Origin of the sequence: Microbispora bryophytorum, assembly GCF_043197435.1 — a bacterium.
Lineage (GTDB): Bacteria > Actinomycetota > Actinomycetes > Streptosporangiales > Streptosporangiaceae > Microbispora > Microbispora bryophytorum.
Genome location: NZ_JBICTF010000001.1, coordinates 247,586 through 261,449 on the forward strand (window position 1 = coordinate 247,586; position 13,864 = coordinate 261,449).

General features: G+C 72.2%; 15 protein-coding genes. 8 read left to right on the forward strand and 7 right to left on the reverse strand.

All coding sequences use genetic code 11. The annotated features are described in order from the left end of the window. Positions 1–57: 57 nt before the first annotated feature. The 7 genes from ACGFIB_RS01145 to ACGFIB_RS01175 all read left to right on the forward strand — a co-directional run bounded on the left by ACGFIB_RS01145 (position 58) and on the right by ACGFIB_RS01175 (position 5,752). Complete coding sequence (locus tag ACGFIB_RS01145) at positions 58–984, forward strand: ABC transporter ATP-binding protein (RefSeq protein WP_393367693.1); 927 nt, start codon at positions 58–60, stop codon at positions 982–984. Further along, on the forward strand, positions 972–1,883 hold the full coding sequence (locus ACGFIB_RS01150; protein WP_393367695.1) for an ABC transporter ATP-binding protein: 912 nt from the start codon (positions 972–974) through the stop codon (positions 1,881–1,883). The genes ACGFIB_RS01145 and ACGFIB_RS01150 overlap by 13 nt, the downstream gene beginning before the upstream one ends. Continuing rightward, complete coding sequence (locus tag ACGFIB_RS01155; protein ID WP_357240290.1) at positions 1,883–2,773, forward strand: branched-chain amino acid ABC transporter permease; 891 nt, start codon at positions 1,883–1,885, stop codon at positions 2,771–2,773. Before ACGFIB_RS01150 ends, ACGFIB_RS01155 begins: the two co-directional genes overlap by 1 nt. Continuing rightward, a complete protein-coding gene (locus tag ACGFIB_RS01160; protein ID WP_393367698.1) occupies positions 2,766–3,860 on the forward strand; it encodes a branched-chain amino acid ABC transporter permease in 1,095 nt (364 codons plus the stop codon). Before ACGFIB_RS01155 ends, ACGFIB_RS01160 begins: the two co-directional genes overlap by 8 nt. Then, positions 3,821–5,095 carry an ABC transporter substrate-binding protein gene (locus ACGFIB_RS01165; RefSeq protein WP_393367700.1) on the forward strand — a complete coding sequence of 425 codons (1,275 nt, stop codon included), beginning with the start codon at positions 3,821–3,823 and terminating at the stop codon, positions 5,093–5,095. Before ACGFIB_RS01160 ends, ACGFIB_RS01165 begins: the two co-directional genes overlap by 40 nt. A 73-nt stretch (positions 5,096–5,168) precedes the next feature. Beyond that, positions 5,169–5,318, forward strand: a complete 150-nt coding sequence (locus tag ACGFIB_RS01170; protein ID WP_357240281.1) for a hypothetical protein — start codon at positions 5,169–5,171, stop codon at positions 5,316–5,318. Next, complete coding sequence (locus ACGFIB_RS01175) at positions 5,315–5,752, forward strand: acyl-CoA thioesterase (protein WP_357258049.1); 438 nt, start codon at positions 5,315–5,317, stop codon at positions 5,750–5,752. The genes ACGFIB_RS01170 and ACGFIB_RS01175 overlap by 4 nt, the downstream gene beginning before the upstream one ends. 5 nt (positions 5,753–5,757) lie before the next feature. On the opposite strand, the gene ACGFIB_RS01180 is transcribed toward ACGFIB_RS01175, so the two are convergent. The 6 genes from ACGFIB_RS01180 to pyk form a co-directional block, all read right to left on the reverse strand. After that, positions 5,758–6,366, reverse strand: a complete 609-nt coding sequence (locus ACGFIB_RS01180; protein WP_167748140.1) for an NAD(P)-dependent oxidoreductase — start codon at positions 6,364–6,366, stop codon at positions 5,758–5,760. Further along, complete coding sequence (locus tag ACGFIB_RS01185) at positions 6,363–6,536, reverse strand: hypothetical protein (RefSeq protein ID WP_393367703.1); 174 nt, start codon at positions 6,534–6,536, stop codon at positions 6,363–6,365. The genes ACGFIB_RS01180 and ACGFIB_RS01185 overlap by 4 nt, the downstream gene beginning before the upstream one ends. Before the next feature lie 11 nt (positions 6,537–6,547). After that, on the reverse strand, positions 6,548–7,021 hold the full coding sequence (locus ACGFIB_RS01190; RefSeq protein ID WP_142568726.1) for an anthrone oxygenase family protein: 474 nt from the start codon (positions 7,019–7,021) through the stop codon (positions 6,548–6,550). Between the two features lie 127 nt (positions 7,022–7,148). Further along, positions 7,149–9,017, reverse strand: coding sequence for an ABC transporter ATP-binding protein (locus ACGFIB_RS01195; RefSeq protein WP_393367706.1), 1,869 nt, complete (start codon positions 9,015–9,017; stop codon positions 7,149–7,151). Next, entirely contained in the window at positions 9,014–10,828 is a 1,815-nt protein-coding gene (locus tag ACGFIB_RS01200; RefSeq protein ID WP_142568722.1) for an ABC transporter ATP-binding protein, read from the reverse strand. The genes ACGFIB_RS01195 and ACGFIB_RS01200 overlap by 4 nt, the downstream gene beginning before the upstream one ends. A gap of 148 nt (positions 10,829–10,976) precedes the next feature. Next, complete coding sequence (pyk, locus tag ACGFIB_RS01205) at positions 10,977–12,410, reverse strand: pyruvate kinase (RefSeq protein WP_357240270.1); 1,434 nt, start codon at positions 12,408–12,410, stop codon at positions 10,977–10,979. A 107-nt stretch (positions 12,411–12,517) separates the two neighbouring features. Here pyk and ACGFIB_RS01210 point away from each other — a divergent pair, with 107 nt between their 5' ends. Then, on the forward strand, positions 12,518–13,387 hold the full coding sequence (locus ACGFIB_RS01210) for a hypothetical protein (protein ID WP_393367709.1): 870 nt from the start codon (positions 12,518–12,520) through the stop codon (positions 13,385–13,387). Here ACGFIB_RS01210 and ACGFIB_RS01215 read toward each other — a convergent pair. After that, positions 13,308–13,724: a DUF2784 domain-containing protein gene (locus ACGFIB_RS01215; RefSeq protein ID WP_393367711.1), complete on the reverse strand. Its 417-nt coding sequence runs from the start codon at positions 13,722–13,724 to the stop codon at positions 13,308–13,310. The two genes, ACGFIB_RS01210 and ACGFIB_RS01215, sit on opposite strands and share 80 nt — an antisense overlap. Between the last annotated feature and the right edge of the window lie 140 nt (positions 13,725–13,864).

The window sequence follows — 13,864 nt, forward strand, 5'->3', positions numbered from 1 at the left end:
ACGCCCCTCGACCACGGTGGGTTGGGTGTGCCTTCATCGAAGTCACAGGAGGCGCGGATGTCTGGTGAGGCGGGTCCGGGGATCGGCGGCCCGGAGACGGTGGGGCCGGGGACCGCGGCTCCGGGGACCGTCGACCCGGGGATCGCGGCTCCCGGGACTGTGGATCAGAGGAGTGAGGGCCTCGACATCAGGGGCCTGGAGGTGCGGTACGGACCCGTGCGCGCCCTGCGGGGCGTCCACCTGGCCGTGCCCCGGGGCGCGGTGGCGGCGGTGCTCGGCGCGAACGGCGCGGGCAAGACGACGCTGCTGCGCGCCGTGTCGGGGACACTGCGGTTCCACCGGGGCGCGATCACGTCGGGAACGGTCGCCTTCGGCGGATCCCGCCTCGACGGAGTGCCGGCCGCGGCCGTCGTACGACGCGGCGTGGTCCAGGTGCCGGAGGGACGGCGGGTGTTCGCCCGGATGACGGTGGCCGAGAACCTCCGCGCCGGAGCGCTGAGCGTGCCGGGCAGGCGCGCCGCGGCGGCCCGTGAGCGGGTGCTGGAGCTCTTCCCGATGCTGGCCGAGCGGGCCCACCAGCGGGCGGGACTGCTGTCCGGCGGCGAGCAGCAGATGCTGGCGATCGGCCGGGCGCTCATGGCCGGGCCCTCGCTGCTGCTGCTCGACGAGCCCACGCTCGGGCTCGCGCCGCTGATGGCGGCCCGGATCGCCGACACCGTGCGCCAGATCAACGCCCAGGGGACGTCGGTGCTGCTCGTGGAGCAGAACGCCGCGATGGCGCTCGCGCTGGCCGAGCGGGCGTACGTGCTTGAGGTGGGCGAGGTGACGCTGTCGGGACCGGCGGCGGACCTCGCGGCCAGCGACGAGGTGCGCCGCCGTTACCTCGGCGTCGGCATGCCCGAAACAGACCGACCGGTCGGTACCGACCCCGGCCCAGCTCACGAGAGGCCCGAGAGGACCAGGTTGGCGAAATGGACGGCATGACCCTCCGCCGCGGCGAACCGCACGCACACCCGTCGAGGCGTCCGCGCGCGCCCAGGAGAAACCAACCGGTCGGTTCGGCCGGCGGCGACGGCCCGCCGGAACTCGTGGTCAGCGAGGTGACGGTCCGCTTCGCCGGGCTCACCGCGCTCGACGCGGTGAGCTTCACCGTGGCCCCCGGCAGCGTGCACGCGCTGATCGGCCCGAACGGCGCGGGCAAGTCCACCTGCTTCAACGTGCTGTCGGGCGTCTACCGCGCCACCTCCGGCAGCGTCCGCTTCGGCGGCGCCGAGCTGACCTCGCTGCGCCCGCACCGGGTGGCGGCGCTGGGCGTGGCGCGGACGTTCCAGAACATCGCCCTGTCGCCGCACCTGACGGTCCGCGACAACCTCATGCTCGGCCGGCACCGCCTGACCCGTGCCGGCTTCGTCTCGGCCGGCCTGCGGCTGCCCTCGGCCAGGCGCGAGGCCGTACGGCACGGCGCGCGCGTGGCGGAGATCGCCGAGTTCGCCGGCGTCGGCGACGCGCTGACCATCGCGGTGGGGCTGCTGCCGTACGGCGTGCAGAAGCGGGTGGAGCTGGCCCGGGCGCTGTGCATGGAGCCGCGGCTGCTCCTGCTGGACGAGCCGGTGGCGGGGATGAACGGCGGCGAGCGGCGGGAGATGGCCGGCCTCATCGGGTCGGTGCGCGAGAGCCTCGGCATCTCGATCCTGCTGGTCGAGCACGACATGGGCGTGGTCATGCGGATCGCCGACGCGGTGACCGTGCTCGACTTCGGCAGGCGGATCGCGGACGGGCCGCCCGAGGTGGTCCAGCGCGACCCCGAGGTGATCCGCGCCTATCTGGGCGACTACGGAGAGGGCGACTCCGGTGGGCCCTCCGCCGGGCGGGGGCAGGCGTGATGGCGGTCTTCCTGGAGTTGCTCGTCAACGGGATCTCGGTCGGGGCCGTGTACGCGCTGATCGCGCTCGGCTTCGTGGTGATCTTCAAGGCGACCGAGGTGGTCAACTTCACCCACGCGTCGCTGCTGCTGGCCGGCGGCTACGCGATCGCCCGGCTGCACCCGCTGATCGGGTTCTGGGCGGCGGTGGCGGCCGGGATCGCGGCGGCGGCGCTGGTCGGCGCGCTGGTGGAGTTCCTGATCCTGCGCCGGGCGCACGTCGGCTCGCGCGGCGTGCTGGCCATCGTCACGATCGGCGTGGACATCCTGCTCACCACCGAGCTCACCCGCCGGATCGGCACCGAGGTGCTCGCCCTCGGCGACCCCTGGGGCGACCGGGTGCTGCGTATCGGCCCGGTCACGGTCGCCGAGACCCGCGTCGTGGCCCTCGCGGTCGCCGCCGCGCTGATCGTGGCGTTCCTGCTCGCGTTCAAGTTCACCGGCTGGGGTGTGGCGATGCGCGCCACGGCCGAGGACGCGGAGACCGCCGCGCTGATGGGCGTGCGGCTCGGCCGGGTCTCGCTCAGCGCGTGGGCCGTCGCCGGGGCGCTGGCCGCGGTCGCGGCGATGTTCCTGTGCGTCTTCCCGACGCCGGGCCTGGACAGGGGGACGGCGGCGGCGGCGATGAAGGCGTTCCCCGCCGCCATCCTCGGCGGGCTCGACTCGACCACGGGCGCGCTGGCCGGCGGGCTGATCGTGGGCGTCACCGAGACGCTGATGAGCGGCTACCAGAGCGAGCTCGCCTTCCTGGGCCGCGGCATCGGCGACGCGGCGCCGTTCCTCGTGATGATCGTGATCCTGCTGCTGCGGCCCTCCGGGCTGTTCGGCACGAAGGAGCCGGCCCGTGTCTGAGCCCACGCCCACAGCCGTAGCGCGGACCCTGCGGGCCGCGCTGTACGTCGCGGTGCTCGCGGCGGCCGTCGCCGTGCCCTTCTACCTGGAGGGGTTCTGGCTGCAAGCGGGGCTGTTCGCGATGTCGGCGGCGATCGGCGCGATCGGGATCAACCTGCTGACCGGGGCGACCGGGCAGCTGTCCCTCGGGCATGCCTTCTTCCTCGCGGTCGGGGCGTACTCCTACGTCTTCCTGTCGTCCGACCTGGGGCTGCCGACGCCGCTCGCGGCCGTGGCGGCGGTGATCGTCGCGGGGGTGTCCGGCGGTCTGTTCAGCCCGATCGCGGGCCGCCTCAAGGGCGCCTACCTGGGCATCGCCACGCTCGCCCTGATCTTCGTCGGCCAGCACATCCTGTTCAACGCCGAACCGGTGACCGGCGGCTTCAACGGACGGCCGGTGCCGCCGATGGAGCTGTTCGGTCTCGTCTTCGCCGACACCCCTGAGCTGGTGGTGCTGAACGTGCCGTTCGGCTCGCTCGAACGGCTGTGGTTCCTCGGGATCGCGCTGCTCGCGGGCGCGGCGGCGTTCGCCAGGGGCGTGCTGCGCGGCCGTCCCGGCCTGGCGATGAACACGATCAGGGACCACGAGATCGCCGCGGGGGTCATGGGCGTCCCGGTGGCCCGATACCGCGCGGGCGTGTTCGTCCTGTCGTCCATGTACGGCGGGCTCGCCGGGGTGCTGGTCGCCCTGGTCTTCCAGCAGGTCGTGCCGGACTACTTCGGCATGCTGCTGTCGCTCGACTACCTCGCGATGATCACGATCGGCGGCCTGGGATCGGTCGCAGGCGCGGTCGTCGGCGCCGCGTTCGTCTCCCTGCTCCCCCAGCTGCTCACGCGCTACAGCGACGCCCTGCCGCTGGTGGCCGAGCCGGGGTCCGGCGGGGTCTCCCCCGCCGAGGCCGCGCGGATTCTCTACGGCGCCGCCGTCGTCGCGGTGGTGCTGTTCCTGCCCGGCGGTCTGGCCGGGCTCGCCATGCGGCTCGGCCGCGTTCGATCCAAGGAGCTCAGATGGGCAAAATCGGCACCCGTACCGGCGTCGCGGCGTTAGCCCTGCTGTCCCTGGCCGTTGCCTCATGCGCGAGCGGCAAGGCCACGGGCGGTGACGCAGGCGCCGGCGCGGCGGCCGGCGGCGACGGGGTCACGACCGGCCCCGGTGTCACCGCCACCACGATCACCGTGAGCGCGCTCACCGACCTGACCGGCCCCTACGCGTCGTTCGGCAAGAGCCAGACGCAGGCGCAGCAGCTCTACTTCGACCAGGTCAACGCCGGCGGCGGGGTCTGCGGCCGCACCTACGAGCTGGTCGTGCGCGACCACGGCTACGACACGCAGAAGGCGGTGGCCGCCTACACCGAGGTCGCGTCCAAGTCCGCGGCGATCGTGCAGTTCATCGGTTCCCCGATGATCACCGCGCTGAAGCAGCGCATCGACGGCGACAAGCTGCTCACGATCCCGATGGCGTGGGCGACCACGCTGCTCGGCAGCCGGGCCATCCAGGTGACCGGCACGACGTACGACGTGGACATGATCAACGCCGTTGAGTTCCTCACCAAGGAGAAGGGGATCAGGTCCGGCGACAAGATCGGGCACCTGTACTTCGAGGGCGACTACGGCGAGAGCTCGCTCGACGGCTCGAAGTACGCCGCGGGCAAGCTCGGCCTGCGGATCGTCGAGCAGAAGATCAAGGCGACCGACCAGGACATGAGCGCCCAGGTGGCGGCGTTCAAGGCGGCCGGGGTGAAGGCCGTGCTCGTCTCGGTGGGGCCGCGGCAGACGGCCTCGCTGGTCGGCGTGTCCCTGGCCAAGGGCATGGACGTGCCGTTCGTCGGCAGCAACTCGGCCTACGCTCCGCAGCTCCTCGCGACCCCGGCCGGGCCGGCGCTGCTGAAGGACTTCTACTACGTGTCCGCGGGGACGCCGGTCAGCGCGCGGAACCCGGGGATGCAGCGGCTGGTGGCCGACTACCAGGCGAAGTATCCCGGCGAGACGCTCGACAGCGGCATCCCGACCGGCTGGAGCGCGGCGATGATCGTGGACGAGGCGATGAAGAAGGCGTGCGCGGCCAAGGACCTCACCCGGGAGGGCGTCCTGAACGCGCACCGCTCGCAGTCGAGCTTCGGCGGCGACCTCGGCACTCCGATGGACTTCACGTTCTTCGACAAGCCCGCCTCCCGGTCGTCGTACGTGCTCAAGCCCGACAAGGCGGCGCTCGGCGGCGCTGTGGTCTTCAGGGAGGCGGCGGTCTCCGAGCTGGCGAAGGACTACCCGGTGCCGGTGGGCTGAGCGCGACGGCCGCCGTGTCCGCGCCGTGATCACTCGCTAGTATCCCCATGCCGAACAATCGTCTGGAGAATCGATGCGACGCACCATCTACGGCGAGGACCACGGGGCCTTCCGCGACCGCGCCCGGCGGTTCGTGACGCCGTTCGCGGTCGAGGAGGGCGTGCCCGGCTTCCACCGGGGGCGCGAGATGCGCGAGACCGCCGGCCGGGACCTCGGACGGTGAGCGGTCCCGCCAACGACCGGGCGGCGTATCCCCACTGGCGGGACGTGCCCACCCGGTGGAAGGACAACGACGTCTACGGGCACGTCAACAACGTCGTGCACTACTCGCTGATGGACACCGTGATCAACACCTGGCTGATCGAGGAGGCCGGGCTGGACGTCCACGAGGGCCGGGTGATCGGGCTGTGCGTGGAGTCGCGCTGCTCCTACCGGGCCTCGGTGTCCTTCCCGCAGGTGATCAGCGTGGGCCTGCGGATCGGACACCTCGGCCGCTCCAGCGTCCGCTACGAGCTCGCGCTGTTCGCCGGCGACACGCTGGTCGCCGAGGGCGACTTCACGCACGTCTTCGTGGACCGGCACACCCGCCGCCCCGTGGAGATCGGCCCGCCCCTGCGTCCCGCGATGGAACGCCTCCTCTCCCCACCCCCCGTGTAGCGGTTTCAGCGACCGTGGACGTTGACGGCCACGCCGCTCAGATGGCCCCCCTCGGCGATGTCCAGAAGCGCGGTCGCCACGTCCGCCCGGGTCAGGCCGCGCGGCTTGGCCAGCAGCTCGCGACGGATCACGACCGCCCCTACGGCGGGCCGGTCGGTGAGCCGGGTCAGCCGGACGATGGTCCAGTCCAGGTCGCTGGCGTTCACGGCCTGCTCCAGGTCGCGAGCGTCGGCGTAGGGGGTGGCCAGCAGGCGGCGCAGCAGCCAGATGAGCAGGAACGGCTTGCGGGCGACGATCGGATAGGGGGTGGTGACGATCAGCCGCTCGACCCCGGAATCGGTCATGGCCTGGATGATGGTGCGGGTGGCCTCGGCCGCGCGGTGCGGGTCGTCGCGGTCGCCGCCGTTGATGATGGAGATCACCGCGTCCGCGCCTTCCACGGCCGTGCGCATCTTGTCCAGGTCGCGGCCGTCGCCTTCGACGACGGCATGCGGCCGCGCCTCCAGGGCGGCGGCGTTGCGGGTGAAGGCGGTGACCCGGTGGTCGCGGCGCAGCGCCTCGGCCAGGACGTAGCGTCCGGTGCGGCCGGTGGAGCCGACGAGAGTGAGGTTCACGGCGTCACCGTCCGGGTGACCGACTCGACGCGCCGCGCCGGTCCGCCGGGCGCGGACCGCGCCACCCCGCACACGACGCTCATCGTGAGCATGCCCTCGGGTTCTGGGGTGTCCACCCCGCCGGGCTCCGGAGGTCCGGCGGCACGGTGACCAGGACGGCGACGGAACATGAGTGTTCTCCTTAGCGGCTGGAAGGCCGGTTGACGACGGCGATGGTGATGATCAGGATGAAAGCGGCCAGCGCGGTCAGGGTGCGCAGGTCGTGGAACAGCTCCCACCGCCGGAAGACCTCGGCGTAGCCGTCCGGGACCGGACCGGCGGCCCACTCGCGGAAACGCGCATGCAGCGGGACGTTGCCGAACACGGTGACGAGCAGCGAGGTCAGCGCCAGCGCACCGGCGCCGAGCGCCAGCCCGCGCGCCCGGCCGCGGCCGGCGATCGCCAGACCGAAGGTCGTGAGGATGGCCAGCGCCATCGCGCTCTGCATGACCGGCTCGTTGACCTTCATCATCGTGGTGTGGAAGGTCAGCCGCACATCCAGCGGAACGGCCCCGAACGTGGGGATCACGTTGGCCGCGCCGTACGCGAACGCGCCCGCGAGCAGGCCGGTGGCCAGCAACGCCGCCCCGTGGATATACCTGAATGGGGTTCCCATGAACGGCTATCGTCGTCCAGCCGGAGTTCGGCGGCGTCCCACCCACGGAGTCATCTGCCGCTACCCCACCGGGATCACCCCGCCCGCCCGGGGCTAGGACGCCGGGAGTAGTCCGCGACGGCGGGCGTCAGGCGAGGCTGTCGAGCCAGGCGCGGTGGAGGCGGGCGAACCGGCCGGCGCCGGCGACCAAGCGCTCCGGCGGGCCGTCCTCCACGATCCGGCCGTGCTCCATGACGAGCACCCGGTCGGCGATCTCCACGGTGGACAGGCGGTGAGCGATGATCAGTGCGGTCCGGTCGGCGAGGATCGTCCGCAGCGCCCGCTGCACGAGACGCTCGCTGGGCACGTCGAGGCTGGAGGTGGCCTCGTCCAGGATCAGCACGGCGGGGTCGGCGAGGAACGCCCGGGCGAACGCGACGAGCTGCCGCTGCCCCGCCGACATGCGGCCGCCGCGCTTGCCGACCTGGGTGTCGTACCCGTCGGGGAGCGCGGAGACGAACGTGTGGGCGCCGATGGCCTCGGCGGCCCGCTCGATCTCCGAATCCGGCGCGCCGGGCCGCCCGAACCGCACGTTGTCCGCGACCGTCCCGCTGAAAAGGTAGTTCTCCTGGGTGACCATCACCACGTGGCGGCGCAGGGTGTCCTCGTCCAGGTCGCGCAGGTCCACGCCGTCGAGGAGCACCCGCCCGGCGACCGGGTCGTGGAACCGGGCGATGAGCTTGGCCAGCGTCGTCTTGCCCGCGCCCGTGGTGCCGACGACGGCCACGGTCTGCCCGGCGGGGATCACCAGATCGAGCAGCGGCAGCACCGGCGGGCCGTCGGAATAGGCGAACCGGACGGCCTCGAAGCGCAGCGCCCCGGCGGCGCGCGGCAGCGGCGCCGGGCTGCGGGGCTCGGCCACCGAGGGCCGCTCCTCCAGCACGCCCGACAGCTTCTCCAGCGCCGCCCCCGCCGACTGCAGGGCGTTGTAGAACTGGCTGATCTCCTGCATCGGCTCGTAGAACTGGCGCAGGTAGAGCAGGAAGGCGGCGAGCACGCCGACCGTGACGGTGCCGCGCAGCGCGAGCAGGCCGCCGTACAGCAGGACGGCGGCGACGGTGACGTTGCCGATCAGCTTGATCCCGGGCATGAACACGGCGACCAGGCGCATGCCCCGCGTGTTGGCGGCGCGGTAGTCCGCGTTCAGCCGCTCGAAGATCTCCTGGTTGCGCGGCTCCCGCCGGAACGCCTGCACCGCGCGGACCCCGGTCATCGACTCCACGAAGTGGACGATGACCAGCGCGACCGCCTCCCGCGTACGGCGGTAGGTGACGCTCGACTGACGGCGGAACCACCGGGTGAACAGCAGCAGGACCGGCAGCGGCAGCAGCGCCACCAGGCCGAGGCGCACGTCGAGCACGAGCAGCATGACCGCGGTGCCGCAGAGCGTGAGCACGGCCGTGACCAGGCCGTCGAAACCGGAGTCGAGCAGCTCCGCGATGGCGTCCACGTCGGAGGTGAGCCGGGAGATGACCCGCCCGGAGGTGTACTTCTCGTGGAACGACAGCGACAGGCGCTGGAAGTGGCCGAAGACCCGGCGGCGCAGCTCCAGCAGGATGTCCTGGCCGATCCGGCCCGACATCTGCAGGAACGCCTGCCGGGTGAGCGCCTGGGTGAGCGTGGCGGCCACGACCGCGCCCACGATCGCGAGCAGCGTGCCCGCGCCCTGCCCGCGCAGCATGGGCGGAATGCCGTCGTCGATGCCCGTCTTCACCAGGTACGGCAGGGCCAGCCCGGCGGCGTTGGACACCACGATGACCGCCGTGAGCACACCGATCGCCCGGCGGTGCGGGCGCAGCAGGTCGCCGAGCAGGCGACGCGACCGGGTGCGCAGCAGCAGGGAGACGCGCTCGGAGATCTCGTCGCGGTTCTCGGCGCCGACGCCGCGCCACACTTCCGTGTTCCCCGCGTCGCCTCCCGCGTCGCCTCCCGCGTCGCTGCCGGTCCCTTGAGTCATCGCATCGAGCCTTCGGGGTCGAGGTCGGCGTCCTGGGCGAGCAGTTCGCGATACTCCGGCACGGCCGACAGCAGGTCGCCGTGGCGGCCCACGTGGGTGACGGTGCCGTCGCGCAGCAGCGCCACCCGGTCGGCGAGCAGCACGGTCGAGGCGCGGTGCGCCACGACGATGCCGGTCGCCTCGGCGAGCACCCGCCGCAGCGCCTCCTCGACCAGCGCCTCGGTCTCCACGTCGAGCGCCGACAGGGTGTCGTCGAGGACGAGCACCCGCGGCCTGCCGATGACCGCCCTGGCCAGCGCGAGCCGCTGCCGCTGACCGCCCGACAGCGACATCCCCTGCTCTCCGATGCGGGTGTCGAGCCCCCACGGCAGGTCGTAGGCGAAGGTCGCCTGCGCGATCTCCAGGGCCTGCCTGATCTCCCCCTCGGTGGCGTGTCCGTGGCCGAGCGTCACGTTCTCGCGGACGCTCATCGAAAACAGCGTCGGCTCCTCGAACGCCGTGGCGACCACCGAGCGCAGCGAGGTCAGCGACAGGTCCCGCACGTCGTGCCCGTCCACGGTGACGCGGCCCGAGGTGACGTCGAGCAGGCGGGGCACGAGCGCGGTGAGCGTCGTCTTGCCCGACCCCGTGGCCCCCACGAGGGCGAGGGTCTCCCCCGGCCGCACCTCCAGCCACACGTCGCGCAGCACCGGCCGGTCGGCGCCGGGGAAGCGGAACCCGACGCCTTCGAAGCGTACGTGGCCGCGCGGGCGCTCGATGGCGGCCGGGCCGCCGCTGATCGCGGGCACCGTGTCGAGCACCTCGACGACCCGGTCGGCCGAGGTCATGGCCTCCTGGCCCATGGCGAGGATGTAGCCGAGCGAGGCGACCGGCCAGACGAGCTGGAGGACCAGCGTGGTGAAGGCGACCAGGGTGCCGAGCGTCAGCGCGCCGGCGCCGACCGCGATCGCGCCGAGCAGCAGGACCAGGGCGAGGGTGACGTTCGGCACGACTTCGAGGAAGGTGAAGAACCGGGAGGACAGCCGCACCTTGGCCAGCGAGGTGCGGCGGATCTCGCGGGCGGCGGCGGCGAAGTTCGCGAAGACGTGCTCGCGCCGCCCGAACGCCTTGACCGTGCGGATTCCCACGGCCGACTCCTCGACCAGTGTGGCGAGGTCGCCCTGCTGGTCCTGCACCTGCCGGGAGATGACGATGTAGCGCCGTTCGAAGCGCAGCGCCAGCACCACGACCGGGACGGCGGAGACGGCGACGAGCAGGCCGAGCGGCCAGTACATCCGCAGGAGCACCACGGTGACCGCGGTGAGCTGCAGGATGTTCATGATCAGGAACAGGACGCCGAAGCCGAGGAACCGGCGGATCGACGACAGGTCGGTCGTCGCCCTGGACAGCAGCTGGCCGGACTGCCATCCGTCGTGGAAGCTCATCGGCAGCCGCTGGAGATGCCGGTAGAGGTCGTCGCGGATCGCGGTCTCGAGGCCGAGGACCGGCCCCGCCTGGGACCAGCGGCGGACGAACGTGAGGACCGCCTCGGCGACGCCGAGGCCGAGGGCCAGCAGCCCGAGGGGAACCAGCCCGCCGAGGTCACCGTGGGCCACCGGGCCGTCGATGATCTCCTTGCTCACCAGCGGGATCACCGTGGCCGCGGCGATCCCGAACAGCGCGGCGAGCCAGGACACCACCAGGCTGGACACGTACGGGCGCAGGTAGGACCGCAACCGCCACAGCGAGCGCCACGACGACCGGCGGACAGCGTCGTCACCCGCGTCGGGCCCGGGTGCCTGAGGGGAGTCCAGTGCCTGAGGGGAGTCCATCAATGGGCGCAGCGCTCCTCCGGCATCTGACAGGAAAGGTCGACTCGCTCCTGCCATGCTCCGTCGAAGGGCGCCGCGCCTTCAAGGGGTTTTCTCCCGCCGCCGGGTGCCCCAGGCCGTGTGGCCCGGGGGGAACCGGCCGCCGGGATCAGGTCGACGGGTGGGCGACCGCCGAGCCGATCGTGTGGACGCGCAGGGCGTTGGTGGAGCCGTGGTTGCCGGGCGGCGAGCCGGCGACGACGACGACCTTGTCACCCTTCTCGCAGATGCCGAGCGACAGCAGCGAGGCCTCCACCTGGCGCACCATGTCGTCGGTGTGATGCACGAACGGCACCTCGAACGTCTCCACGCCCCAGGTCAGCGCGAGCTGGCCGCGCACCTGCGGGTTGGAGGTGAACGCCAGCAGCGGGATCGACGAGCGGTAGCGGGCCAGGCGCCGGGCGGTCTCGCCGGACATCGTGAACGCCACCAGGGCCTTGGCCCCGACGATCGCGCCGACCTCGGCCGCGGCGCGGGCGATGGCGCCGCCGGTCGTCTCGGGCAGGCGATCCAGCGTGTGGGTGGCCTGCAGCGTGGTGCCCTCGGCGGCGACCGCGATGCGGGCCATCGTGGAGACCGACTCGATCGGGTAGGTGCCGACCGAGGTCTCGCCGGACAGCATCACCGCGTCCGCGCCGTCCATCACCGCGTAGGCGACGTCGGACGCCTCGGCGCGGGTGGGCCGGGGGGCGCTCATCATCGAGTCGAGCATCTGGGTGGCCACGATGACCGGGTGGGCCTTCTCCCGGCACAGCTCGATGATGCGGCGCTGGACGATCGGCACCTGCTCCAGCGGAAGCTCGACGCCGAGGTCGCCGCGGGCGACCATGACGCCGTCGAAGGCGTCCACGATCTCCTCGAGGCAGTCGACGGCCTGCGGCTTCTCGATCTTGGCGAGGATCGGGAGCCGGACGCCCTCCTCCTCCATGATCGTGTGGATGAGCGCGGCGTCGTCCGGCGACCGGACGAACGACAGGGCGATCATGTCGAAGCCGGTGCGCAGCGCCCAGCGCAGGTCCTCCTCGTCCTTGTCCGTGAGCGCCGGAGCGCTGACGGCGACGCCGGGGAGGTTGAGGCCCTTGTTGTCGGAGATCATGCCGCCGACGACGACACGGGTGACGACGCGCGGCCCCTCGACCGCGGTCACCTCGAGGTTCAGCCGGCCGTCGTCCACGAGGATCGTGTCGCCGGGCTTCACGTCGCCCGGCAGGCCCGGGTACGTCGTGGACACGAGGTCGCGGTCGCCGGGGACGTCCTCAGTCGTGATCGTGAAGACGTCGCCGAAGCCGAGCCGTACGGGGCCGGAGGCGAAACGCCCGACGCGGATCTTGGGGCCCTGGAGGTCGGCGAGGACGCCGACGGCGCAGCCCAGCTCGTCGGCAGCGGCTCTGACCCGGTCGAACACCTCCTTGTGCAACTCGTGGCTGCCATGCGAGAGGTTGAAGCGGGCGACATTCATGCCCGCCTGGATGAGCTCGCGTAGGCGCTCCGGTGAGGAGGTGGCGGGCCCGAGGGTACAGACGATCTTTGCTCGACGACTCACAGCACTACCCTAATTGGTACAGACCACTTGCAATGACGGCGCACACAGCTGTCGACAAATGTTCAGACACTTCACGCGATCACCCGCGTGCCCTAGCCTAGGCAGCCATGGGACGTACCCGGACCTGGGGGGTAATAACGGCGCTGTTCACCCTGGCCGCGTGCGGAGGCCAGGGTACCGAATCGGGCGCACCCCCTGCGGGCGTTTCGGTGTCGCTGAACCAGTGGCGCAGCGACGAGACGGCCCATGAGCTGGAGGTGTCCGTGCGCAACGACACCGGCACGCAGGTTCGTTTCCTGGACGTCCAGCTCGTGACCGGCTCGTTCGCGACGCTCCCGCCGACCCGCATGAACACCACCCTCGGCCGGACGCCGCGCACGGACCTGCGGATCCCGTACGGCGAGGCGCGCTGCGACCCGGCGACGATCCCGCCGGTCAAACCGGCCACGGTGGTGGCGCACATCCAGGTCGGCGACGGGACGCCGCGCAAGGTGGTGTTCCCGGTCCACCACCCCGATCCCACGCTGGACGGGCTGGTGAAGGCCGAGTGCGGGGCCTACATCCTGCGCCGGTCGGTGGACGTGACGTTCGGCGGCACCTGGACCCGCGTGGGCCGGACCCTCCAGGGGAACCTCGTCGTCACCAGGAAGGGCGGAGCGGAGCCGATCACCATCGACGACCTCGGCGCCACCACGCACTACACGATGCTCCCCCGCTCCCGGCACCCGCGCGGCGGCGAGCGCGGGCCGGTGGCCGTGCTCGCGGCGGACGCCACGCGGCTGGAGATCCCGGTGGAGGTCACCCCCATGCGCTGCGACTGGCACGCCTTCGCGGAGGCCAAGAAGGCCTACCTGTTCCCGATCTACGGCACCGTGGGCGGCGGCGAGAAGCGTTACCTCATCGCAACGCCCCCGGCTCCGGTGCAGCAGGCGTTCCTGTCGTACGCGCAGGACGTGTGCGGCGTCGGCGGATCCTGATCGCGAGACCGGCCCAGGAGACGAGCACGACGGCGATCACCGCACACCGCACGTGCCAGACGTACGCCTCCGGATAGACGACGCCCTCGATGTAGGTGTCGATGAAGCCGCCGGGCAGCAGGCCGCGCTCCCCCGCCCCGGCCCGCCCCCAGTTCTCCAGCGCGGTCAGCGGGCACTCCACGAGCCCGGCGAGCTGCACCAGCCCCCAGGCGCACAGCGCGAGGTGCGGCCAGATCAGCCGGGGCCGCCGCCAGGCGAGGAAGCCGCCCAGGGCGATGTAGGCGATGACGAGGAAATGCGCCGCCATGGTGGCCTGCCAGACGAGTCGGTAGATCATCGTTCTGCCCTCCTCCGCGAAGGAGGGTAGGCCGCCGCGGCCCGCCGGGCATCCGGCGGACTACTCAGGCGCGTACTCAGGTAGGGACGAGCCCCAAGGCCGCCCGGGCAGGCCCAGGGCAGCCCCAGGAAGCGGCCCAG

What these genes read in the sequence shown, in the direction of transcription:
- ACGFIB_RS01145 (WP_393367693.1), top strand. Translation starts at nt 58, where the DNA reads ATGTCTGGTGAGGCGGGTCCGGGGATCGGCGGCCCGGAGACGGTGGGG.
- ACGFIB_RS01185 (WP_393367703.1), bottom strand. Translation starts at nt 6,536, where the DNA reads ATGTTCCGTCGCCGTCCTGGTCACCGTGCCGCCGGACCTCCGGAGCCC.
- ACGFIB_RS01170 (WP_357240281.1), top strand. Translation starts at nt 5,169, where the DNA reads ATGCGACGCACCATCTACGGCGAGGACCACGGGGCCTTCCGCGACCGC.
- ACGFIB_RS01155 (WP_357240290.1), top strand. Translation starts at nt 1,883, where the DNA reads ATGGCGGTCTTCCTGGAGTTGCTCGTCAACGGGATCTCGGTCGGGGCC.
- ACGFIB_RS01195 (WP_393367706.1), bottom strand. Translation starts at nt 9,017, where the DNA reads ATGACTCAAGGGACCGGCAGCGACGCGGGAGGCGACGCGGGAGGCGAC.
- ACGFIB_RS01210 (WP_393367709.1), top strand. Translation starts at nt 12,518, where the DNA reads ATGGGACGTACCCGGACCTGGGGGGTAATAACGGCGCTGTTCACCCTG.
- ACGFIB_RS01190 (WP_142568726.1), bottom strand. Translation starts at nt 7,021, where the DNA reads ATGGGAACCCCATTCAGGTATATCCACGGGGCGGCGTTGCTGGCCACC.
- ACGFIB_RS01200 (WP_142568722.1), bottom strand. Translation starts at nt 10,828, where the DNA reads ATGGACTCCCCTCAGGCACTGGACTCCCCTCAGGCACCCGGGCCCGAC.
- ACGFIB_RS01165 (WP_393367700.1), top strand. Translation starts at nt 3,821, where the DNA reads ATGGGCAAAATCGGCACCCGTACCGGCGTCGCGGCGTTAGCCCTGCTG.
- ACGFIB_RS01150 (WP_393367695.1), top strand. Translation starts at nt 972, where the DNA reads ATGGACGGCATGACCCTCCGCCGCGGCGAACCGCACGCACACCCGTCG.
- ACGFIB_RS01215 (WP_393367711.1), bottom strand. Translation starts at nt 13,724, where the DNA reads ATGATCTACCGACTCGTCTGGCAGGCCACCATGGCGGCGCATTTCCTC.